The sequence below is a fragment of the Curtobacterium sp. BNK-1 genome (genome assembly GCF_048685235.1).
Classification (GTDB): domain Bacteria; phylum Pseudomonadota; class Gammaproteobacteria; order Enterobacterales; family Enterobacteriaceae; genus Pantoea; species Pantoea agglomerans.
Genome location: NZ_JBLQTJ010000001.1, coordinates 3,051,102 through 3,074,644, shown reverse-complemented (window position 1 = coordinate 3,074,644; position 23,543 = coordinate 3,051,102). Strand labels below are relative to the sequence as shown.

At 54.5% G+C, this 23,543-nt stretch carries 19 protein-coding genes and 1 other RNA gene; 13 read left to right on the top strand and 7 right to left on the bottom strand.

What is annotated here, in order from left to right; genetic code table 11:
• Nucleotides 1-18 precede the first annotated feature (18 nt).
• Entirely contained in the window at nt 19-1,251 is a 1,233-nt protein-coding gene (locus ACMGGP_RS14495; protein ID WP_157353660.1) for an O-antigen ligase family protein, read from the top strand.
• Between the two features lie 81 nt (nt 1,252-1,332).
• On the opposite strand, the gene ACMGGP_RS14490 is transcribed toward ACMGGP_RS14495, so the two are convergent.
• Nucleotides 1,333-2,730, bottom strand: a complete 1,398-nt coding sequence (locus tag ACMGGP_RS14490) for a sugar porter family MFS transporter (protein WP_010248855.1) — start codon at nt 2,728-2,730, stop codon at nt 1,333-1,335.
• Between the two features lie 534 nt (nt 2,731-3,264).
• Complete coding sequence (gene metK / locus ACMGGP_RS14485) at nt 3,265-4,416, bottom strand: methionine adenosyltransferase (protein WP_010248851.1); 1,152 nt, start codon at nt 4,414-4,416, stop codon at nt 3,265-3,267.
• 921 nt (nt 4,417-5,337) lie between these two features.
• Between metK and speA the strand changes: the two genes are divergently transcribed.
• The 3 genes from speA to ACMGGP_RS14470 all read left to right on the top strand — a co-directional run bounded on the left by speA (nt 5,338) and on the right by ACMGGP_RS14470 (nt 8,933).
• On the top strand, nt 5,338-7,236 hold the full coding sequence (gene speA, locus ACMGGP_RS14480; RefSeq protein ID WP_498798584.1) for a biosynthetic arginine decarboxylase: 1,899 nt from the start codon (nt 5,338-5,340) through the stop codon (nt 7,234-7,236).
• 169 nt (nt 7,237-7,405) lie between these two features.
• Nucleotides 7,406-8,326, top strand: a complete 921-nt coding sequence (speB, locus tag ACMGGP_RS14475; protein WP_010248847.1) for an agmatinase — start codon at nt 7,406-7,408, stop codon at nt 8,324-8,326.
• Between the two features lie 196 nt (nt 8,327-8,522).
• Nucleotides 8,523-8,933: a YidB family protein gene (locus ACMGGP_RS14470; protein WP_010248845.1), complete on the top strand. Its 411-nt coding sequence runs from the start codon at nt 8,523-8,525 to the stop codon at nt 8,931-8,933.
• Between the two features lie 55 nt (nt 8,934-8,988).
• Here the strand turns inward: ACMGGP_RS14470 and loiP are convergent, their stop codons facing one another.
• Nucleotides 8,989-9,744 (bottom strand): metalloprotease LoiP, encoded by a 756-nt coding sequence (loiP, locus tag ACMGGP_RS14465; protein WP_031592558.1) that lies wholly within the window; start codon nt 9,742-9,744, stop codon nt 8,989-8,991.
• A gap of 271 nt (nt 9,745-10,015) precedes the next feature.
• On the opposite strand from loiP, the gene tkt reads away from it, so the two are divergent.
• The 7 genes from tkt to ACMGGP_RS14430 all read left to right on the top strand — a co-directional run bounded on the left by tkt (nt 10,016) and on the right by ACMGGP_RS14430 (nt 18,430).
• The gene (tkt, locus tag ACMGGP_RS14460; protein WP_033772545.1) at nt 10,016-12,010 is read left to right on the top strand and encodes a transketolase; all 1,995 of its coding nucleotides are present in this window, start codon (nt 10,016-10,018) and stop codon (nt 12,008-12,010) included.
• A 314-nt stretch (nt 12,011-12,324) separates the two neighbouring features.
• Entirely contained in the window at nt 12,325-13,344 is a 1,020-nt protein-coding gene (epd, locus tag ACMGGP_RS14455) for an erythrose-4-phosphate dehydrogenase (RefSeq protein WP_010248839.1), read from the top strand.
• 51 nt (nt 13,345-13,395) lie between these two features.
• The gene (pgk, locus tag ACMGGP_RS14450) at nt 13,396-14,559 is read left to right on the top strand and encodes a phosphoglycerate kinase (protein ID WP_010248837.1); all 1,164 of its coding nucleotides are present in this window, start codon (nt 13,396-13,398) and stop codon (nt 14,557-14,559) included.
• A gap of 105 nt (nt 14,560-14,664) precedes the next feature.
• A complete protein-coding gene (gene fbaA / locus ACMGGP_RS14445; RefSeq protein ID WP_010248835.1) occupies nt 14,665-15,744 on the top strand; it encodes a class II fructose-bisphosphate aldolase in 1,080 nt (359 codons plus the stop codon).
• A gap of 190 nt (nt 15,745-15,934) precedes the next feature.
• Entirely contained in the window at nt 15,935-16,816 is an 882-nt protein-coding gene (gene mscS, locus ACMGGP_RS14440; RefSeq protein WP_010248833.1) for a small-conductance mechanosensitive channel MscS, read from the top strand.
• Nucleotides 16,817-16,940: 124 nt separating this feature from the next.
• Nucleotides 16,941-17,564 carry an arginine exporter ArgO gene (gene argO, locus ACMGGP_RS14435; protein ID WP_010671062.1) on the top strand — a complete coding sequence of 208 codons (624 nt, stop codon included), beginning with the start codon at nt 16,941-16,943 and terminating at the stop codon, nt 17,562-17,564.
• Nucleotides 17,565-17,707: 143 nt separating this feature from the next.
• Nucleotides 17,708-18,430 (top strand): oxidative stress defense protein, encoded by a 723-nt coding sequence (locus ACMGGP_RS14430; RefSeq protein ID WP_010248826.1) that lies wholly within the window; start codon nt 17,708-17,710, stop codon nt 18,428-18,430.
• Nucleotides 18,431-18,686: 256 nt separating this feature from the next.
• On the opposite strand, the gene ACMGGP_RS14425 is transcribed toward ACMGGP_RS14430, so the two are convergent.
• Nucleotides 18,687-19,592, bottom strand: coding sequence for a LysR family transcriptional regulator ArgP (locus ACMGGP_RS14425; protein ID WP_010248822.1), 906 nt, complete (start codon nt 19,590-19,592; stop codon nt 18,687-18,689).
• A gap of 182 nt (nt 19,593-19,774) precedes the next feature.
• Between ACMGGP_RS14425 and rpiA the strand changes: the two genes are divergently transcribed.
• Nucleotides 19,775-20,434: a ribose-5-phosphate isomerase RpiA gene (gene rpiA / locus ACMGGP_RS14420; RefSeq protein WP_010248819.1), complete on the top strand. Its 660-nt coding sequence runs from the start codon at nt 19,775-19,777 to the stop codon at nt 20,432-20,434.
• A 279-nt stretch (nt 20,435-20,713) separates the two neighbouring features.
• Nucleotides 20,714-21,952 carry a phosphoglycerate dehydrogenase gene (gene serA / locus ACMGGP_RS14415; protein WP_010248817.1) on the top strand — a complete coding sequence of 413 codons (1,239 nt, stop codon included), beginning with the start codon at nt 20,714-20,716 and terminating at the stop codon, nt 21,950-21,952.
• 344 nt (nt 21,953-22,296) lie between these two features.
• On the opposite strand, the gene ACMGGP_RS14410 is transcribed toward serA, so the two are convergent.
• The 3 genes from ACMGGP_RS14410 to zapA all read right to left on the bottom strand — a co-directional run bounded on the left by ACMGGP_RS14410 (nt 22,297) and on the right by zapA (nt 23,534).
• A complete protein-coding gene (locus ACMGGP_RS14410; RefSeq protein WP_250488836.1) occupies nt 22,297-22,905 on the bottom strand; it encodes a 5-formyltetrahydrofolate cyclo-ligase in 609 nt (202 codons plus the stop codon).
• 77 nt (nt 22,906-22,982) lie between these two features.
• Nucleotides 22,983-23,165, bottom strand: a non-coding RNA gene (gene ssrS, locus ACMGGP_RS14405) — 6S RNA.
• Nucleotides 23,166-23,204: 39 nt separating this feature from the next.
• Entirely contained in the window at nt 23,205-23,534 is a 330-nt protein-coding gene (zapA, locus tag ACMGGP_RS14400) for a cell division protein ZapA (protein WP_008925677.1), read from the bottom strand.
• Between the last annotated feature and the right edge of the window lie 9 nt (nt 23,535-23,543).

Genomic DNA, 23,543 nt, shown 5'->3' with positions numbered 1-23,543 from the left:
CGCAATGGATTAACGTTAATGGTTAATTTTTCAGTTATTGCGCTCTGCCTGGCGCTGTCGCTGAATATGTTTGTTACCGGCCTGCCGCAAAAAATATTCTATCTGGTCTCTTATCTCTCTGTCGCGTCCGTGCTGTATGGCCTGGTGCGCAGGCGGGTGGAGTTTAAAGAGAACGGTTTTTATATCGCCCTGTTTGCTGTGCTGATTATCTTTGCCCTGATTCGGCTGTTCTGGGCGATTCACGTGAAGGGGATCGAAACCGCGCCCTCAGGCGATGCCATCACTAATATGGGCAACTATCTGCTGGGCGCGAAGCGGCTGTTGATGGGTGCCTTTGTGCTGCTCAGTCTGGCTGTTTATGGGGATCGTGTCTCCCTGACTACGCTACGCGTCGGAAAAGGGCTCATCCTTCTTGGCCTGCTGATTACGCTGGGCTTTGGTATCCACGAGCATCTCTACACTGAGAATATCCGCATCAAGCTCACCACCGAAGCCGCCTCCATGTCTTCTTACATGATTCTGTTTATCTATTGTGCCTGGCTGTGGCTAAGCCGCTATGAGACGCACGCTTACTGGAAGGTGGCAGATATCGCTGTGCTGGCAGTGACCTTTGCCTTGCTCTACCTGTGCGGCACCCGTGTGACCCTGATTGCGCTGATTGCCGTGGGGCTGCTGTTCCTGGTGCAGACCTACCGGCTGTCGCTGCTGACCAACTGGCGGATTAGCGCTCTGCTGGTGGGCGTAATGGCGGTGCTGATTCTGATGACCAGCAACCGCTGGGTAGAGGGAGTGCAGGATATTGAGAACTTTGGTTCAAACAGTTCGACCTCGCTGGGCGCACGTGTCGCCATCTGGGGCGGGGCGGTCAACTTTATTGAGCACCATGGCGGTTTTGCGACGCCGGATGCGCGCACCACTGAGGCGCGTCAGTTCATCACTGCGCACTATCCTCTCAATGTTGAAGGCTTCACCAACGTTAAATACAACATGCACAATGAGTTCCTCGAAGTGACGTCATTGCAGGGCTGGCTGGGTACGGCGTCGCTGGCGCTGCTCTATCTGACGGTGCTGGCGGGCTGGCTGAAGAAGTGTGATCTGCGGGGCGTGGCACTGCCGATGGTGGCGCTATTTACCACCGGACTGACCGATTCGGTGCTGCCCTATAATCAGACCGCGACCATTTTCATTATGGCGCTGGCGCTCTGCTGCATACGGCGGCCCCTGCCGGTAACGCGGGTAACCACAGCGTAGTGGGGCGTTGAACAAATAAAAACGGCGGGGTTTCCAGAGAAACCCCGCCGTTTTTTTTACCGCGTTTTTTACCGGGTAAAATTAATCGCGTGAACCGATGTCGCGCAGTTTTTTACCTGCCATCAGGTTACGTTCGATGTGTTCCAGCGAAACGTTTTTGGTCTCAGGGATCAGCATCACCGTCAGCAGAATGAAGAACAGGTTAAGCAGTGCGTAGACCCAGAAGGTGTTCGCATTGCCCAGCGTATTCAGCATCGTCAGGAAGGTCGCACCTACGATCATGTTCGCGATCCAGTTGGTGGTGGTGGAGACAGTGATACCGAAATCGCGGCCTTTCAGCGGCTGAATTTCGGAACAGAGTACCCAGATCAACGGACCGGCTGACATCGCAAAACCGATGATGAACATCAGCAGCATACCTACCGCAAAGTACTGTGCGCCCGGCGAGTGAATGCCGAAGTGCAGCATCGTACCCAGAACGCCCATACCGGCTGCCATCACCATAAAGCCCAGAATCAGGGTAGGTTTACGACCCCAGCGATCCACCAGGCCAATGGCAATAAAGGTCGCCAGTACGTTAACCAGACCCACAATCACCGTGCCCCACATCTGCTGGGTGGTGTTGGTAAAGCCCGCGATTTCAAAGATTTTTGGCGCGTAGTACATGATGACGTTCATGCCGGTAAACTGCTGCATCACCTGCAGCAGGATGCCGAGATAGACCGCACGACGGAAGTGGCTGCTGCTGGTGAACAGACCCCAGCCAGACTGTTTGATCTTCAGGCTTTCACGGATCTCTTCCAGCTCACGTTTTGCCTGCTCGCTGGTGTCACGCAGACGATCCAGTACGCGTTGTGCATCGCGGAAGTTGCCTCGCGCCGCCAGCCAGCGTGGGCTGTTTGGCAGGAAGAAAACGCCGACCAGCAGCAACAGTGCCGGAATAGTGATGATGCCCAGCATCCAGCGCCAGTTGCCGGTAAAGCTGAACGCCGTATCGGACAGGTAAGCACCAAGAATACCGATGGTGATCATCAGCTGATAAAGCGAAATCATACTGCCGCGAATTTTTTCCGGAGCGATCTCAGAAAGATAAAGCGGGGCGGTATAAGAGGCGATACCGACTGCCAGACCCAGCAGAACGCGGGCGCTGATCAGCATTTCCGGGTTTGGCGACATCGCCGACCAGAGTGAACCGATAACGAACAGAATCGCACCGGCCATCAGGCTTTTTTTACGGCCCAGGCGGGATGACATCCAGCCGCTGCCGATAGCACCGACCGCCGCACCAAACATCATGGAACTGACGATCCACTCCTGCTGATGAGGGGTGACGTTAAAGTCCTTTGCGATAAACGGCAGAGCACCGGCGATAACGCCGATATCCAGACCGAACAGCAGACCCGCAAGTGCCGCCAGAAAGCAGACAAATAAGGTCATCGCCTTATTTGAAGTTCTGCTTTTGTGTGTATTGCCAGGCATTTTAGCCTCCAGGTTTATCCATCATTGTTTTTATCAATGTTAAAAAACCTTTTGCGGGAAAAAAGTGAGCCTGATCACATCAGTGTAATCGCTTACACACGCTGAAACCCTGAAATTCAGCATATTTTTCCCGGAAAGATTAATTAACCAGTGAGGTATAGCACTCATTAAGTTTCTGACAATGCTCTATTTACTGGCTATCAGACGACGCTGAAAATAACGCATTTTCAGCAGAATAACTACGTGCGTTAATTCCTAAATATCGGATAAACAAAGCATTTCAATTTGTAATCGTTAACATTTAGTCGTCAGAAAAAGCGAAAAGAAGTGTAGCTGAGAACTGAAAATTTGCTGCAGAGAGAAGAAGATGTCGGGCAGATGCGTTTTTTTTGTCGTCACGCGCTCACCAGAAATTGCGCTGGCCTGTCGTTCAGAAGGGTAGCGGGAGCAAAATTGCTCCGGTTAGCAATGGGGCTGAAAAGGCAATAAAAAACCCTGCCGCAGTGGCAGGGTTTTTATCAGCAGCCGGTAACCTTACAGGCCAGCCGCTTCACGCAGCAGGGCAGCTTTGTCGGTTTTTTCCCATGGGAAATGTTCACGACCAAAGTGACCGTAAGCTGCGGTCTCTTTATAGATTGGGTGCAGCAGATCCAGCATCTGGATCAGACCATATGGACGCAGGTCGAAGAACTCGCGCACCAGCAGCGTCAGCTGTTCGGTAGAGATTTTCTCGGTGCCGAAGGTTTCCACCATGATAGAAGTGGGTTCAGCCACGCCGATAGCGTAGGAGACCTGGATTTCACAACGGTCAGCCAGGCCGGCCGCTACGATGTTTTTCGCCACGTAACGCGCCGCATAGGCTGCAGAGCGGTCAACTTTAGATGGATCTTTACCCGAGAACGCACCGCCACCATGACGCGCCATGCCGCCGTAGGTGTCTACGATGATTTTACGACCGGTCAGACCGCAATCGCCCATCGGGCCGCCGATCACAAAGCGACCGGTTGGGTTGATGTGATATTTGGTCGAGGCGCTCAGCCACTCTGCAGGCAGAACCGGCTTGATGATCTCTTCCATCACCGCTTCCTGCAGATCTTTCTGGCTGATGGATTCAGCGTGCTGGGTAGAGAGCACAACTGCATCGATGCCCACGATTTTGCCATCGTCATACTGGAAAGTGACCTGGCTCTTGGCATCCGGGCGCAGCCACGGCAGGGTGCCGTTTTTACGCACTTCAGCCTGACGCTGTACCAGACGGTGCGCATAGGTCACCGGCGCAGGCATCAGCACGTCTGTTTCGTTGGTGGCATAGCCGAACATCAGGCCCTGGTCGCCCGCGCCCTGTTCAAGCGGATCGGTACGGTCAACGCCCTGATTGATATCCTGAGACTGTTTACCAATCGCGCTTAATACCGCGCAGGAGTTGGCGTCAAAGCCCATATCGGAATGGACATAGCCGATTTCACGTACGGTTTTACGGGTGATCTCTTCGATATCAACCCAGGCGCTGGTGGTGATTTCACCGCCAACCAGCACCATACCGGTTTTAACGTAGGTTTCGCAGGCCACGCGCGCTTTAGGATCCTGTTCAAGGATCGCATCCAGCACAGCATCGGAGATCTGGTCGGCGATTTTATCGGGATGTCCTTCTGATACAGACTCGGACGTAAAAAGGTGTTTAGCCATTCTGTTCTTTACCTTAAATATGGTTTGAGTACGACTGCATAGCGCCAGTGAGGTGGTCTGACCTGACGCCCCTTCAGGCAAAGCCGCGAGCAGTGAGGTTGTGTCAGCACAGCAGGCCAACACCGCCTGGATAGTAACCTGTTTAGATGGAAAACCATCTGGACGGCTATTTTAGGATAGAGGGTAAACCAATTACCAGCCCTTTTTCTGTTTCAGCCTTTAACCTGTCTCTGTTATCGGCATAATTTGCTGACGCTACACGCAATTCCCCGATAATATTTTTGCATTTTACGGCTGTAAACTGTATAAAACGCCGCTGCTTTGATAGCAGCAGCAAGGATGACGCCACTGTTTGCGTCGCGCCTGTCAGACTCTGGTCTGGCTTTCACCCAGGTTGTTTTCCATGTGCCCCTGGCATATGCGGAGGTGATACAAGTAATGAACCACGCTTTTTCTTCTTCCGGTTCTCTGCGCTGCGGCGCTGCGCTGGCTCTCTCCTGCCTCCCATCTGTTTCTCTTTCCTGCCGACGCGATGTCCGATGCGGTAATTTTACCGACACAGGCGCAGGCTAATCTTTATCTCTGCTCGATCGGTTTTGTCTCTTCTCTGCGTTCGCGCAGCGGAACGACGCAGGTTATCCATGGTCAATACAGATCAGTTAAATGTTCTCTGTTTAAACGGAGATGGCCCGGGTGTTTTACACTTAACTCTCATGCGTGAATCGCGCTGACGGCAACGTCAGGTGAACAGGACATTGCGTTTAATGTGGCAACAGGTTTTCAGATTAGCGGCCATAAAGCCGGTTAACAGTTTCATCTTTCAACGGAAAATTGAGGTTCGCGATGTCTGACGACATGAAGAATATCAAAGGTTCGTCAGCTGGCGAACAGGGTACACTCCGCTCCATGCAGGAGGTTGCAATGAACGATCAGGATGCGAGCAAAATGTTGCGTACTTACAACATCGCCTGGTGGGGCAACAACTATTACGACGTTAACGAACTGGGCCACATCAGTGTGTGTCCCGATCCGGATCGTCCTGATGTGCGCGTCGATTTAGCTCGTCTGGTCAAAGAGCGCGAAGCGCAGGGCCAGCGTCTGCCCGCTTTATTCTGCTTCCCGCAGATCCTGCAACACCGTCTGCGTTCCATTAACGCCGCCTTTAAACGTGCGCGTGAATCCTACGGTTACAAAGGCGACTACTTCCTGGTTTACCCGATTAAAGTTAACCAGCATAAACGCGTGATTGAGTCACTGATCCACTCCGGCGAACCGCTGGGACTGGAAGCGGGCTCAAAAGCCGAGCTGATGGCGGTGCTGGCGCACGCCGGTCAGACCCGTTCGGTGATCGTCTGTAACGGCTATAAAGATCGCGAATATATTCGTCTGGCGCTGATCGGTGAGAAGATGGGCCATAAGGTCTATCTGGTGCTGGAGAAGATGACCGAAGTGCGGCTGGTGCTGGAAGAAGCAGAGCGTCTGAATGTGGTGCCGCGTCTTGGTATCCGTGCACGTCTGGCTTCGCAGGGCTCCGGTAAATGGCAGTCGAGCGGCGGCGAAAAGTCGAAGTTTGGCCTGTCAGCCACCCAGGTGCTGAAACTGGTTGAGATCATGCGCGAAGCGGGTCGCATCGACAGCCTGCAGCTGCTGCATTTCCATCTGGGCTCGCAGATGTCCAACATCCGCGACATCGCTACCGGCGTGCGTGAGTCGGCGCGCTTCTATGTCGAACTGGCCAGGCTGGGCGTCAACATCAAATGTTTCGACGTCGGCGGCGGTCTGGGCGTCGATTACGAAGGAACGCGCTCGCAGTCTGACTGCTCGGTCAACTACGGCCTGAATGAGTACGCCAACAACGTAATCTGGGCGATTGGTGCTGCCTGTGATGAGCACGGTCTGGAGCATCCGACGGTGATCACCGAGTCGGGCCGTGCCGTAACCGCGCACCACACGGTGCTGGTCTCCAACATCATTGGGGTGGAGCGCAACGAGTTCAGCGAACCTGAAACGCCGGATGCGGATGCGCCGCGCCCGATCCTCAGCATGTGGGAAACCTGGCAGGAGATGCACGAGCCAAGTACCCGCCGTTCGCTGCGTGAATGGCTGCATGACAGCCAGATGGATCTGTTTGATATCCATACCGGCTACTCGTCAGGCACCTACGATCTCAAGCAGCGTTCATGGGCTGAGCAGCTCTATCTGAGCATCTGCCACTATATTCAGCAGCATCTCGATCCGAGCAACCGTGCACACCGTCCAATCATCGACGAACTGCAGGAGCGGATGGCGGATAAGATTTACGTTAACTTCTCGCTGTTCCAGTCAATGCCGGATGCGTGGGGTATCGATCAGCTGTTCCCGGTACTGCCGCTGGAAGGGCTGAACAAGAAGCCGGAGCGCCGTGCCGTGCTGCTCGACATCACCTGTGACTCCGATGGCACCATCGATCACTACGTGGATGGCGACGGTATCGCGACGACCATGCCGATGCCGGAATATGACCTTGATAACCCGCCAATGCTAGGCTTCTTTATGGTGGGCGCTTATCAGGAAATTCTGGGCAACATGCATAACCTGTTTGGTGACACCGAAGCGGTGGATGTCTACGCACGCGAAAATGGCGATGTGGAAGTGCAGCTCTCCGATGAAGGCGACACCGTGGCGGACATGCTGCGTTACGTGCAGCTTGATCCCAACGAGCTGATGGCGCTGTTCCGCAATCAGGTTCAGGCATCCGATCTCGACGAAGAGCTGCGCGCGCAGTTCCTGGAAGAGTTCGAGAGCGGCCTCTACGGCTATACCTATTTAGAAGATGAATAATCGATCCTGGCGACCGGTAATCGCATATTGCAGTTGCCGTTAACTATGTCGATAATCTGACTCACTCAATCCCTTCCTCGTCGGGCCTAACGACGCGGAGGGGATTTTTTTCATCTCAACCTTAATGGTTTGCGGGCTGGCCCGACTTACGCACATAGAGAGAGCAATTATGTATAACACGCTTGGCAATCAGTACGACAACTCCCTGGTTTCTAACGCCTTTGGTTTCATGCGTTTTCCGCTGAATTTTCAGCCTTACGACAGCGACGCCGAGTGGGTTATCACCGGCGTGCCGTTTGATGCCGCGACCTCGGGTCGTCCGGGCAGCCGCCTGGGTCCGGGCGCGATTCGCCAGATCTCCACCAATCTGGCCTGGGAAGGCTGCCGCTGGCCGTGGGATTTCGACCTGCGTCAGCGTCTGAACGTCGTCGATTGCGGCGATCTGGTTTACGCCTTCGGTGATTCGCAGGATCTCTCCGACAAATTGCAGGCCCATGCTGAAAAACTGCTGGCCAATGGCAAGCGCATGATGACCTTTGGCGGCGACCACTACGTCACACTGCCACTGCTGCGCGCCCATGCAAAACACTTCGGCAAGATGGCGCTGGTGCACTTTGATGCGCATACCGACACCTACTCCAACGGCCCGACCTTCGACCACGGCACCATGTTCTTTACCGCGCCGAAAGAGGGTCTGATCGATCCGCAGCACTCAGTGCAGATTGGTATCCGTACCGAATTCGACAAGAGCCTGGGCTTCAACGTGCTGGATGCGGCGCAGGTCAATGACCGCAGCGTTGACGATATCCTCGCCGAAGTGAAACGCACCGTCGGCGATCTGCCGGTCTATCTGACCTTCGATATCGACTGTCTGGATCCGGCGCATGCACCTGGCACCGGCACGCCGGTGATTGGCGGGCTGACCACCGATAAAGCGACCAAGCTGATCCGTGGCCTGCAGGGCATGAACATTGTCGGCATGGATCTGGTGGAAGTCGCACCGGGTTACGATCATGCTGATCTGACGGCACTGGCAGCGGCTACGCTGGCGCTGGATATGCTGCATGTTCAGGCTGTAAACAAAGGCTGATGCCTGCTGCCTGTCGGCTTCAGTCCGGCAGGCGCTGAACGCGGCGTCCTGTCCATCGGGCAGACGCCGCTGCTGTGATCTTCCTCTCTTTGCCGGATCCGATCGATTCCCTTCTGACCCCGACGGGTAACCGTCAGGCGCGAACCCCTATCTGCAACTAAACTTACAGCGTAAAAATGGCGTAGTGGAGATAATCATGGGCTTTCTTGATGAACTGGCTGGCGCACTGGATGGCAACCAGAGTGAAGGGCATCCGCCGGGACAGTTACAGGCTGTCTGGCATTGGGTGCAGGAGCAGGGCGGTATTGAAGTGCTGCTGCAAAAATTCCAGCAGGGCGGGCTGGGTGAGGTGTTTGGTTCCTGGATCGGCACCGGCGATAACCATCCGGTTGGCCACAGTGAGATTCAGTCTGCTTTTGGTCAGGATGAACTGCAGTCACTGGCCGACAAACTCGGCACCGATGTGAAAGGGGCATCGGGTACGCTGGCCGCGCTATTGCCGCAGCTGATTGATAAAATGTCGCCGCAGGGACACATGGATGAACAGGCGCTGCATGACAATAAGCTGGATCTGGGCTCGATGGTGGATCAGATATTTAAGCGCTAGCGGACTTCGCACGGCTAAGCGCGCACGCCGGATGCATGCGCGCTCAGAGGCGGAATTACTTGCTGTCGGCAGCAATTCGCTCACGAATATGCGCGGCGCGCGCTTCAGAGGCGGGATGCGAGTCAAACATCGAACTCTGACGTCCCTGTTCCATCTTCGCCAGCTTTTCAAAGCTGGTGGCCAGGCCCATTGGATCGATATTGCGCTTCTTCATCAGGTCGTAGGAGTAGTCATCCGCCTGTGATTCCTGCGTCTGGGAGAATTGCGCATTCACCAGTTTTTCACCCATTTCACCCAGCTGCGACTGCGACAGTGAACCAATCACGCCGCCAACCGAGGCGGCTGCGGTGCGGGCCGCAGTTGTGGCATATGCCAGCTGCATCGCCTTGCGCGTATGACCTAACGCGACGTGGCCCATCTCATGACCCAGTACGCCTTCCACTTCATTGTCAGTCATCATATCCATCAGACCGCTGTAAACACGAATACAGCCGTTTGCCATCGCCCAGGCGTTCACATCTTTGGTCTGATAAACCTTGTAGTTAGCCGGTACGCCGTTGATGTTATCGCCCAGCGCCGCCGCGATCTTGTTCAGACGCTGCTGATAATCACTGTTAGCAGGCGCAATCTGATTATCTTTGTCCATCTGCTCACAGGATTTATCGCTCAGCTGTTTTACCTGATCGTCGCTGAGGGTATAAGCCTGATACGCCTGCGCGCCCGACTGCATCAGCGCATTATTGTCTAAACCCTGACAGCCACTCAGCAGCGTCGTCAGTCCAAGCGCTAACACCATTTTTTTGATTTTCATGCTGTATCCCATTCATAACAAGGTAAGAAAAACAAACACCTGAAACTCAGACAGGTGAATAAACGATTTGGTTATAGCGTGCCAGTCTGCACTTTGCTAGCAGATATGGCTGGAAAAGCCATACGAAGCGGCTGCATTTAGCGTTTTACAGCATGTACTTTTGCCCCGTTTCTCATGTACATTGATGGGCAACTTTTTCCTTGTTTTGCCCGGTAACTCATTAATAACAATAAGTTAAGGTGCGAAGCATTAATCCGACCTGGAGTAGAAAATGCCCTCTCGTAAAGAGCTTGCCAACGCCATTCGTGCGTTAAGTATGGATGCAGTACAGAAAGCGAAATCGGGACATCCGGGTGCCCCAATGGGCATGGCGGACATCGCTGAAGTACTCTGGCGCGGCTACCTGAACCACAACCCAACCAACCCGCTGTGGGCTGACCGCGACCGTTTCGTGCTCTCTAACGGTCACGGCTCAATGCTGATCTATAGCCTGTTGCACCTGACCGGCTACGATCTGCCCCTGAGCGAACTGGAAAACTTCCGTCAGCTGCACTCAAAAACTCCAGGTCACCCGGAATATGGCTACACCGTGGGCGTTGAAACCACTACCGGTCCGCTGGGGCAGGGCATCGCTAACGCAGTAGGTTTTGCCATTGCTGAGCGCACGCTGGCAGCACAGTTCAACCGTCCGGGTCATGACATCGTAGACCACAACACCTATGTCTTCATGGGTGATGGCTGCATGATGGAAGGTATCTCGCACGAAGTCTGCTCACTGGCCGGTACGCTGAAGCTGGGCAAACTGGTGGCGTTTTATGATGACAACGGTATCTCTATCGACGGTCACATTGATGGCTGGTTCACCGACGACACCGCTAAGCGCTTTGAAGCTTATGGCTGGCACGTGGTGCGCGGCGTCGATGGTCACGATGCGGATGCGATTGCGAAAGCGATCGAAGAAGCGAAAAGCGTCAGCGACAAGCCTTCACTGCTGATGTGCAAAACCGTTATCGGTTTTGGTTCACCGAACAAAGCCGGTACCCATGATTCACACGGCGCACCGCTGGGTGATGATGAAGTGGCACTGACCCGCAAGCAGCTGGGCTGGAACCACGCGCCGTTCGTTATTCCTTCTGATATCTACGCTGAGTGGGACGCGAAAGAAGCGGGCCAGGCGAAAGAGTCTGCATGGAATGAGAAATTCGCCGCTTACGCACAGGCTCATCCTGAACTGGCTGCCGAGTTTAAACGCCGCGTCAGCAACGAACTGCCAGCTAACTGGCAGGAAGAGTCGCAGAAGTTCGTTGAGCAGCTGCAGGCGAACCCGGCGAAGATCGCCAGCCGTAAAGCCTCACAGAATGCTATTGAAGCTTTCGGTAAAATTCTGCCGGAATACCTGGGCGGCTCAGCCGATCTGGCACCCAGCAACCTGACAATCTGGTCTGGCTCTAAGCCGATTAACGAAGATGCTGCGGGTAACTACATCCACTACGGCGTGCGTGAGTTCGGTATGACCGCAATCGCCAATGGCCTGGCGCTGCATGGCGGCTTCCTGCCTTACACCGCGACCTTCCTGATGTTTGTTGAATATGCGCGTAACGCAGCGCGTATGGCGGCACTGATGAAGATCCGTCAGATCATGGTCTACACCCACGACTCTATCGGTCTGGGCGAAGATGGCCCGACGCACCAGCCGGTTGAACAGATGGCGAGCCTGCGCACCACGCCAAACATGAGCCTGTGGCGTCCATGTGACCAGGTTGAATCCGCGGTGGCGTGGAAATATGCCATTGAGCGTAAAGATGGCCCGACTGCGCTGATCTTCTCCCGTCAGAACCTGGCGCAGCAGGATCGTGACACGGCACAGCTGGCTAACGTAGCGCGCGGCGGTTACGTGCTGAAAGATTGCGATGGCACGCCTGAGCTGATCCTGATCGCCACCGGTTCCGAAGTTGAACTGGCTGTCGGTGCCTGGGACAAACTCACCAGCGAAGGCCGCAAAGTGCGCGTGGTCTCTATGCCATCAACGGATGCCTTCGACAAGCAGAGTGATGATTACCGTGAATCCGTGCTGCCAAAAGCGGTCAGCGCACGCGTCGCAATCGAAGCGGGCATCGCTGATTACTGGTTCAAATACACCGGCCTGAACGGCGCTATCGTGGGCATGACCAGCTTCGGCGAATCTGCACCTGCCGATCAGCTGTTCGAACTGTTTGGCTTTACCGTCGACAACGTTGTCGCGAAAGCGAAAGCGCTGCTGGCGTAAAACCGGTCAGGCGGGCCTGTTCCCGCCCGGCTGTAAAAACAGAGGGACGAAATTTTCGTCCCTTTTACTTTTTTATTCCTGCAGTAATAACCGCCTTTTGCTTTAATTTGTGACGCAGATCCAAATTTAAGCAGTCAGATTGATCACAATCATTCCTGTTATTCCTTCCTTCTATTATTGTAGCTGAACCGTTTCAGTCGCCAGGCAAATCGCCCTGGTTTCGGACAATGCCGGGTAAGAATCTCCTGTACAAAATGCAGTGAAACGCTCAGGCTAACGGCACGTTTTTTTCAGTCTGACGTGGCAGGAGAGAAATGACGGTACGGGTAGCGATAAATGGTTTTGGCCGGATTGGACGCAACGTCCTGCGCGCGCTGTATGAAACGGGCCGACGTGCAGAGATCACCGTGGTCGCGATTAACGAGCTGGCAGAAGCCACCGGTATGGCGCATCTGCTGAAATACGATACCAGCCATGGCCGTTTTGCTTTCGATGTCCGCCAGGAGCGCGATGTAATGTGGGTGGGTGGCGATACCCTGCGCATTTTGCACCGTGCAGCCATTGCCGATCTGCCGTGGCGTGAACTCGACGTGGATGTGGTGCTGGACTGCACCGGCGTCTATGGCTCACGCGCTGATGGCGAAGCGCATCTTCAGGCTGGCGCCAAAAAAGTGCTGTTCTCTCATCCCGGCGGAAACGATCTCGACGCCACAGTGGTGTATGGCGTTAACCAGCAGTTACTCACCGCCAGTGACCGCATCGTCTCCAACGCTTCCTGTACCACTAACTGCATTATCCCGGTGATTAAACTGCTGGATGATGCGTTTGGTATCGAATCCGGCACCGTCACCACGATCCACTCGGCGATGCACGATCAGCAGGTGATCGACGCCTATCACAGCGATCTGCGCCGTACGCGTGCAGCCAGTCAGTCGATCATCCCGGTGGACACTCGCCTGGCGGCAGGCATTACCCGTATTTTTCCGAAATTCAACGATCGCTTCGAGGCGATAGCCGTTCGCGTTCCGACGATTAACGTGACGGCCATTGATCTCAGCGTTTCTGTGCATCAGGCGGTGACGGCGTGTGAAGTTAACACCCTGTTGCGAAGCGCGGCAGAAGGGACATTTCGTGGTATAGTTGACTATACGGAATTACCGTTAGTCTCAGTAGATTTTAACCATGATCCGCACAGTGCCATTGTGGACGGAACACAAACGCGGGTCAGCGGTCAACACCTTATCAAGACCCTGGTCTGGTGTGACAACGAATGGGGCTTTGCTAACCGAATGCTCGACACGACGTTAGCGATGGCCGCAAGCGGTTTCAGGTAAGACGCGGTATGCGTCTGGCAAAACTTATGAGAATCAACGAGAGGATTCACCATGTCTGTAATTAAGATGACCGATCTGGATCTGGCTGGTAAACGCGTTCTGATCCGTGCCGATCTGAACGTACCGGTTAAAGAAGGTAAAGTGACGTCTGATGCACGTATCCGTGCTTCTCTGCCAACCATTGAAGCGGCGTTGAAACAGGGCGCGAAAGTAATGGTTACCTCTCACCTGGGTCGTCCGACCGAAGGTGAATACAATGAAGAGTTCTCGCTGCTGCCGGTAGTTAACTACCTGAAAGACAAGCTTAGCGGCACCACCGTGACCCTGGCAAAAGATTACCTCGATGGCGTTGAAGTCGGCGCTGGCGAACTGGTTGTGCTGGAAAACGTTCGCTTTAACAAAGGCGAAAAGAAAGATGACGAAGCGCTGTCTAAAAAATATGCTGCTCTGTGCGACGTATTTGTGATGGACGCCTTTGGTACCGCGCACCGCGCGCAGGCTTCTACCCACGGCGTCGGCAAATTTGCCCCTATCGCCTGTGCTGGCCCGCTGCTCTCTGCAGAACTGGAAGCGCTGGGTAAAGTCATGAGCAACCCGGAGCGTCCGCTGGTGGCTGTGGTAGGGGGCTCTAAAGTCTCTACCAAATTTGACGTGCTGCAATCTCTGGTCAAAATCGCGGACACCGTGATTGTGGGCGGCGGCATTGCCAACACCTTCGTCGCTATCGACAACAACGTCGGCAAATCTCTGTATGAGCCAGACTTCGTTGAAGCGGCTAAAGGCCTGCGCGATCAGCACGGTATTCCGGTTCCAACTGACTCACGTGTCGGCACAGAATTCTCTGAAACTGCGACCGCTACCGTGAAAAAGGTTTCTGAAGTTGCGGATAACGAAGAGATTATGGACTTTGGTGATGAAACCGCACAGGCGATGGCTGCCATCCTGAAGGATGCTAAAACCATCCTGTGGAACGGCCCGGTGGGCGTGTTTGAGTTCCCTAATTTCCGTAAAGGCACCGAGATCGTGGCTAACGCCATTGCAGACAGCGATGCCTTCTCTGTTGCAGGCGGCGGCGATACCTTAGCGGCTATCGACCTGTTCGGCATCGAAGACAAAATTTCCTACATCTCTACCGGCGGCGGCGCGTTCCTTGAGTTCGTGGAAGGCAAAAAACTGCCTGCAGTTGCCATGCTGGAAGAGCGTGCGAAGCAGTAATCCTTTGGGGGCGATGCCTGGCGGCATCGCCTGAAGTCTTGCCCGTCTGGGCGTTTAAATCGACGTTCCTCAAGGGGAACAACGGTCACGAAACAGGACACAATCATGTCTAAAATTTTTGATTTCGTAAAACCCGGCGTTGTCACTGGTGATGACGTACAGAAGATCTTCAAAGTTGCGAAAGAGAACAAATTCGCACTGCCAGCCGTAAACTGCGTCGGCACCGACTCCATCAATGCGGCACTGGAAGCAGCGGCGAAAGTTAAAGCGCCAATCATCATCCAGTTCTCTAACGGCGGTGCTGCATTTATCGCGGGTAAAGGCTTCAAGACGGACAAACCACAGGGCGCGGCAATTTTCGGCGCTATCGCGGGTGCACACCATGTTCACCTGATGGCTGAGCAGTATGGCGTGCCGGTTATCCTGCACACTGACCACTGTGCCAAGAAACTGCTGCCATGGATCGACGGTCTGCTGGACGCAGGTGAAGAGTACTTCCAGAAAAACGGTAAGCCACTCTTCTCTTCTCACATGATCGACCTGTCAGAAGAGTCACTGGAAGAGAACATCGAGATCAGCAGCAAATATCTGGCGCGCATGGCGAAACTCGACATGACGCTGGAAATCGAACTGGGCTGCACCGGTGGTGAAGAAGATGGCGTTGATAACAGCCACATGGACGCATCTGCACTGTACACCCAGCCAGAAGATGTGAACTACGCGTACGAAAAACTGAATGCTATCAGCCCGCGCTTCACCATTGCGGCTTCATTCGGTAACGTACATGGCGTTTACAAGCCAGGTAACGTGAAACTGACTCCGACCATTCTGCGCGATTCGCAGAAATATGTGTGTGAAAAACATGGCCTGCCGCACAACGCGCTGGACTTCGTTTTCCACGGCGGTTCAGGTTCTTCTGCTGCAGAAATCGAAGAGTCTATCAGCTACGGCGTGATCAAGATGAACATCGATACCGATACCCAATGGGCAACCTGGGACGGCATCCTCCAGTACTACAAAAAGAACGAAGGCTATCTGCAGTCGCAGCTGGGTAACCCGGAAGGCGCTGACAAGCCAAACAAAAAATACTACGACCCACGCGTCTGGCTGCGTTCAGCCCAGGCCTCTATGGTAGTGCGTCTGGAGCAGGCTTTCAAAGAGCTTAACGCTGTCGACGTGCTGTAACTGAAGAGTCGTTACCGTACAAAAAAGGCCCGAAAGGGCCTTTTTTTATGCACAATTTCTGGAAAAACAGGGTTAAACGCCGGTCGGTTTGGCGCTTAAGGAGATAATTGATTACCCTTGATGGCAGGGTGTCGGATGTCATCTGGCAGTTTTTTCATTCCCGGTGGGAATCTAACAACAGGGCTTATTAATGGAAGAGTTACACGTCGTCGACGGCTTAAACAACGCAGGTAACTGGCTGGTTCGCAATCAGGCGCTGATCATCAGCTATGCCGTAAATATCGTTGCAGCTATTGCCATCATTATTATCGGGATGATTATCGCCCGTATCATTTCTAATGCCGTAAATCGCCTGCTGCGCGCCCGTCACATAGACGCTACCGTGGCGGACTTCCTCTCCGCACTGGTGCGCTATGGGGTTATCGCCTTCACCGTTATCGCAGCGCTGGGACGCATCGGTGTGCAGACCGCCTCGGTGATTGCCGTGCTGGGTGCTGCGGGTCTGGCCGTGGGTCTGGCGCTGCAGGGGTCACTCTCTAACCTTGCTGCAGGCGTTCTGCTGGTCACTTTCCGTCCGTTTCGCACCGGCGAGTTCGTCGATCTGGGCGGCGTTATGGGAACCGTGCTGCATGTGCAGATTTTCTCCACCACGCTGAGAACGGCAGACGGCAAAATCGTGGTGGTGCCAAACGGCAAGATCATCAGCGGGAACATCGTCAACTTCTCGCGTGAACCGGTTCGCCGTAATGAATTTATCATTGGCGTGGCTTACGAGGCGGATGTGGATGAAGTGATCGCCTTACTGCAACAGGTTGTAGAAGCGGATAGCCGCGTGCTGAAAGATAAAGGTATTCAGATCGGTCTTAACGAATTGGCAGCCTCCTCTATGAACTTTGTGGTGCGTTGCTGGAGCAACAGCGGCGACCTGCAGGACGTTTACTGGGATCTGCTGAAGAACTTTAAGCGTGCGCTGGATGGAAAAGGGATTGGTATTCCTTATCCGCAGATGGATGTGCATCTGCATCAGAAGCCGGCGCCTGAAGCAGAAGCAACCCAGGTTCAGCCACAGTAATCTTTCAGTGGGCGGCGTCTGTCGCCCATTCATTTTGCTAATCGCAGATTAATTCTTTCAATTTCCGCTAATCATCCTCTCTCTTTATACTTCTCCTCCTCTAACGATGTGAGGAAATAATCCTGTGTTATCTCTCTATTTTCAGGGGCTTGCCCTGGGCGCCGCGCTGATTCTGCCGCTGGGACCGCAGAACGCTTTTGTCATGAATCAGGGCGTAAAGCGTCAGTATCATCTGATGACGGCGGCCCTCTGCTCGCTGAGTGATATTCTGCTGATCTGCGGTGGGATCTTTGGCGGCAGTGCCTTGCTGAGCCAGTCTCCACTGCTGCTGATGGTGATCACCTGGGCGGGCGTAGCCTTTCTGTTGTGGTATGGCTGGGGCGCACTGCGTAGCGCTTTTCGCGGCGACGCCGATCTGGCGGATGGTGAGCCATTAAAGCAGAGCAGGGGACGCATTATCGCGACGCTGCTGGCAGTGACCTGGCTCAATCCGCACGTCTATCTCGATACCTTTGTGGTGCTGGGCAGTCTTGGCGGTCAGTTGCCGACCACCACCGCGCGTCAGTGGTTTGCGCTGGGCACCATCAGTGCGTCGATCCTGTGGTTCTTTGGTCTGGCGCTGCTGGCCGCCTGGCTGTCACCACGCCTGCGCACCGCCAAAGCCCAGCGCATCATTAACCTGCTGGTAGGCGCGGTGATGTGGTTTATCGCCCTGCAACTGGCGCGCCAGGGCATTGCCGGATTTTGATCCCAACGTCGATCCGGTGCGGTTATTGCCGCGCGGAGGCCGAACTTTTGCCATAATGACCACTCAAAGCATGGCGCATACCGATGCGCTGTTGGGCTTCGCCGGTTGGAAGCCGTCATAGTACCTTTTCAAGGAGGACTTTCATGAAACTGAAAGCATTGGCTCTGGCCGCAATCATGAGCGCCGGGGCATTGCCTGGCGTACACGCTGATGAGTTACCGAACGGGCCACACGTGGTGACCTCAGGCAAGGCAACGGTCGATGCCCGTCCCGATATCGCCACGCTCTCTATCGTGGTGAACGTGTCGTCAAAAGATGCCGCAGATGCGAAAAAGCAGGCGGATAGCCGGGTTGCACAATATTTCGATTTTCTGCAAAAAAACGGCATTGAGAAGAAAGATATTGATGCGGCAAACCTGAGCACCCAGCCTGAGTACGATTACACCAAAGAGGGTAAATCAGTCCTGAAAGGCTACCGTGCGGTGCGTCAGGTGCAGGTAACCCTGCGTCAGCTGGACAAGCTGAATGATCTGCTGGACGGGGCGCTGAAGTCCGGTCTGAATGAGGTGCGTAGCGTCGAGTTAGGCGTGGCAAATCCGGAGAGCTACAAAGAGCAGGCGCGTAAAGCAGCGATTAAAAATGCGACTCAGCAGGCATCACAGCTGGCTGAAGGCTTTAACGCGAAGCTGGGATCGATCTACAGCATTCGTTATCAGGTCGCTAACTATCAGCCGATGCCGATGAACCGTATGTATAAAGCGGCTGCAGCGGCAGATACCTCGGCGCAGGAGACCTACGATCAGCAGAGCATCAACTTTGACGATCAGGTTGATGTGGTGTTTGAGATCAAGCCCAATACGCCATAGTGCAAAATGGGGCTGATGCCCCGTTAAGACTGCCGATGAATCTCAGGATCTGACCGCAATGAATAAATTCAAAGCGAAGGGAACATGGTCAGAGGAGGAAAGCGTCCCGCGCCATGGACGGCGCGGGCCGAGCGGCCAGGGATTGGCTTAAGCGCCTTTCCGATCTGACCTTGTTCCCTGAGCCAATCCATCCTTACAGCCGTTCGGGGCATAATTTGTCAGCAGTAAAAACGGGGCTTTCGCCCCGTTTTTGTTTTCAGGCTGCGACGTCATCCTGACGCAGTACCCGATGTCCATGCGCAATCAGCGCATCGGTCACCCGACGCATTAACCGGCTTTCCGGCGCAAAACGATGCCAGTAGAGCATCCGGCGCTGACACAAGCCTGGCGTCAGATCTATTAACTCACCGCTCGCCAGCTCACGCTCAATCTGCAGATGCGGGATCATACAGCAGGTCGAACCCTGTCGCGCCATCTGCACAAAGGCTTCAGAGGAGTTCACGATGTGGCAGGGCACACTGCCCGGTGAGAGATCAAAGTTCTGTTGCAGGAAGGCCTGATGCATATCATCAAGATGGTCAAACGCCACCGCAGGCGCTTTCAGCAGGGCAGAGCGGGTGACGCCGTTGGGGAAGAAGCGATCGGCAAAGTCGCGCGATGCCACAAACAGGTAGTCGAGCGCACCGAGCTGATCCACCAGGCAACTGGGCAGCGGCTGCGGCTGAATACTCACCGCACCCACCACTTCACCACGACGCAGACGCTCCTGGGTGCGGGTTTCATCTTCGACCTGCAGATTCAGGCGTACGGGTGAATCTGCCAGCACATCCTTCAGCGCAGGCAGCAGCCAGGTCGCCAGACTGTCGGCATTGACCGCCAGCGACAGCAGCAGTGGCGTGGTGCCACTGTTCTCATCGCCCAGCCACTCCTCTTCCAGCAGTTCCACCTGGTGCAGCAACGCCAGCAGTTTCTGACCCTGTTCGGTCGGACGTGGTGGCACGGTTCGCACCAGCAGCGGCTGACCAAACAGATTCTCCAGCTGCTTGATACGCTGTGAAACCGCTGACTGGGTGATACATAATTTTTGAGCGGCACGCTCAAATCCGCGTTCGCGGATCACTGAATCCAGCGCCTGAAGCGTTCGATAATCCGGGCGTTTCATTATTCTTCTCTCTCCTTCAGGATGGATGTCACTATGCCACAAAAGTATCACCTGTGATGGCTCTCTTGTTTTTTGTGGGCTGGCTTCCAAAGCGATAAATCCACGTCGGTCAGCCGAGCATTTTCAGCAAGCCTTGTTTTATACTACGCGCACTTCGTTGTCGCACAGGTTTTAAACATACCATGACCCAGGATGAACTGAAAAAAGCCGTTGGCTGGGCTGCACTTGAGTACGTGCAGCCGGGCACCGTTGTTGGTGTGGGCACCGGATCCACCGCTGCCCACTTTATCGATGCGCTTGCCACGGTCAGGCATCAGATTGAAGGTGCCGTCTCCAGCTCGGATGCCTCAACCCAGAAGCTGAAGAGCCTGGGTATTCAGGTGTTCGACCTGAACGAGATTGACCTGCTGTCGGTGTACGTAGATGGCGCGGATGAGATCAACCCACAGATGCAGATGATCAAAGGCGGCGGCGCGGCGCTGACGCGCGAAAAGATCGTGGCCGCCGTGGCTGAAACCTTTATCTGTATCGCTGACGCTTCAAAAGAGGTCGATGTGCTGGGCCGTTTCCCGCTGCCGGTCGAGGTGATCCCGATGGCGCGCAGTTATGTGGCGCGTCAGCTGGTGAAAATGGGCGGTTTGCCTGAGTATCGTCAGAACGTGGTCACCGATAACGGCAACATTATTCTCGATGTGCATAATCTGCGCATTCTCGATCCCATTGAGCTGGAAAAAACCATCAACGCCTTGCCTGGCGTCGTTACCGTGGGCCTTTTTGCCGCGCGTGGTGCCGATATTGCACTGATTGGCGGGCCTGATGGCGTGAAAACCATCAAAAAATGATCTGTCCGGCGTCGATGCGGCGTCGGTTATTTCTGCCTGCAAATCATCTTTTCTCGCTGCGGTGAAATTTGGTGACTTATGTCACATAACCGTCATCGGCAGCGGGTTCGTTCTCTCTTCCAGTCCGACCTCCTTATTTTGTCCGGCAATGTGCTGCCGTCAGCCGCTGCCGTGCTGGCGGCCGGGCAATCGTTTGTATTGCCCGACGCGATTTTTTTGATATTTTGACAGAAGGCTGGCTTATGGTAGTCCTCATTGAATGCTGAATAGGATCGGGAAATGGCAAAGGTATCACTGGAAAAAGATAAGATTAAGTTCCTGCTGGTGGAAGGTGTCCATCAGAGCGCGCTGGAGAACCTGCGGGCTGCAGGCTATACCAACATCGAATTCCATAAGGGCGCACTGGATTCCGACGCGTTAAAAGCATCGATCCGTGATGCACACTTTATTGGTATCCGTTCCCGCTCCCAGCTCACTGAAGAGATTTTTGCGGCGGCTGAAAAGCTGGTCGCCGTTGGCTGTTTCTGTATCGGCACCAACCAGGTTGATCTGCAGGCGGCTGCCAGCCGGGGTATTCCCGTGTTCAATGCGCCGTTCTCAAATACCCGCTCGGTTGCGGAGCTGGTGATTGGTGAGATGCTGCTGATGCTGCGTGGCATCCCGGAAGCGAATGCGAAAGCACACCGTGGCATCTGGAATAAGATTGCCAAAGGCTCATTTGAAGCGCGTGGCAAAAAACTGGGTATTATCGGTTACGGCCACATCGGAATGCAGCTGGGCGTGCTGGCAGAAAGCCTGGGTATGCATGTTTTCTTCTACGACATTGAAAACAAGCTGCCGCTGGGTAATGCCACGCAGGTACGCCATCTGGCCGATCTCCTCAACATGAGCGATGTGGTCAGCCTGCACGTGCCGGAAACCGTCTCTACACAGGATATGATTGGTGCAGAGCAGCTGGCGCAGATGAAGCCTGGCGCGCTGCTGATTAACGCCTCACGCGGCACGGTGGTGGATATCCCGGCGCTGTGCGATGCGCTGGCCAGCAAGCATGTGGGTGGCGCAGCCATCGACGTCTTCCCGAGCGAGCCAGCTACCAACAGCGAGCCGTTTATCTCTCCACTGAGTGAGTTCGACAACGTGATTCTGACGCCGCACATTGGCGGCTCGACGGAAGAAGCGCAGGAGAACATCGGCATTGAAGTGGCGGGCAAGCTGGCGAAATACTCCGATAACGGCTCGACTCTCTCGGCTGTTAACTTCCCCGAAGTGTCACTGCCGATTCACGGTATCAGCGCCAGTCGTCTGCTGCATATCCATGAGAACCGCCCTGGCGTGCTGACGGCCATCAACCAGATTTTTGCCGAGCAGGGCATCAACATCGCCGCCCAGTATCTGCAAACCTCGCCGTTTATGGGCTATGTGGTGATCGACATTGATGCAGAGCCGGAAGTGGCTGAGAACGCGCTGCAACTGATGAAGGCGATTCCGGGTACTATCCGCGCCCGTCTGCTTTACTAAGCGCTACCAACCTGAACAGGCGCTTAGTCGCGTCTCTTCAGGTAGTTAATACAGGCTGTCCCGATTTGCTGTAAGACCGAGACTGCGAAGAGAACACGGTCAGATCGGAAAGATGCAAAAGCCGCCATCCATGGCATGCCCGTCCCGCGCGATTACGCACCTCATCCCTGAGGTGCGCCCGTAACCGGGCCAACGCGTTGCGTTGTTTAAAAACGCTCCCGGCGTTTTTATCCGGGCGGCGGGACGCTTTCCTCTTCTGACCATGTTCCCTGCGCGTTAAGCTATTTCATTGCTGCCAGATGCGCCCAGGTATGGGTTTTCACTTGTCTGCAAAAGCGACTCTTCTACTCCCACTGCCAGAGTTTTGATGGCGTCATTACCGCCGGCAAAGGCACATCCCATTCTGCCACCGGCAGGCTATCGACCTGCTGACAATCGTGTGCCAGGCCCACCGGCAAAAAACCGTGCTGCCGCCAGTTCTGCAGGGTGCGATCATAAAAGCCGCCGCCCATCCCCAGACGCTGTCCATGCTGATCAAACGCCACCAGCGGCACCATCATCAGATCCAGTTGATCAAGGGTAATCACCTGCCGGATATCCAGCGGCGGTTCAGGAATGCGCAGCTTATTTTTGAGCAATGGAGTATCGGGCGAGTAGCGCAGAAACAACAAATTACCGGGGGAGAAGGGGTGTAAAACCGGCAGACAGACCGTTTTCTTCAGATGCCAGAGGCGGGCAATCAGCGGGCGGGTATTCAGTTCGCCATCCACCGACAGAAACAGGGCGATATTGCGCGCTTCAGTCACCGGGGCGTAGTTGAGCGCATGTTCAGCGAGCTGCTCAGCGGCCTGCGTTTGCTGCTCATCGGTAAGTGCCCGTCGCAGATGTCGCACATGCTGGCGAATCGCCTGACGCTGGGTCATTGAAGGTTCAGACATGGAAGGTTCAGACATGATTTCCCCGCCGGATAAGTCGCTGTTGAGCGACTATAACATGTCAGTCAGGGGAAAAAAGCAGGACTACAGGAAGAGAGATCTCCGAGATGCCGCCGTAGGCTGTAACCCTTGAACCCTTGGTTCAAGGTGAACATGCCGTCATAACCATCAGGCTTCTCGGACGAACCGAGCATGCACACAGGTTACGAGCGTCACATTCTGTTTTTTCGAAATATCGGCTCAGGGGACTGGCCCACATGCAAACATCTCAGAGAAAATTTACCTCACCGTTACTTAAGTATAGCAACCATGAAGTTTTATTCGAACTTCGCACCCTCACGCTCAGAGATGCGACCCTGCTCAACTAATGCCTGTTCAATCGTCTGCTGCAACATACGGATACGCTGTTCCATATTAGCAGCATAATCGCGCGTTTTCACTTTCTCTTGCGCCAGCTCGTGGCAGACGTTTAACGCGGCGATGAACACCAGTTGTTCTGTATTGGTGACTCTAGTGCGAACTTTTAGATCTTGCAACCGTTGATTGAGATCTTCAGCCGCGCTATTGAGCGCATCTTGCTGCTCTGGCGGACAATTTACTCTCAACGAACGACCAAAAATTTGTAAATCTACCGGTTGTGCAGACATGCCACCTTC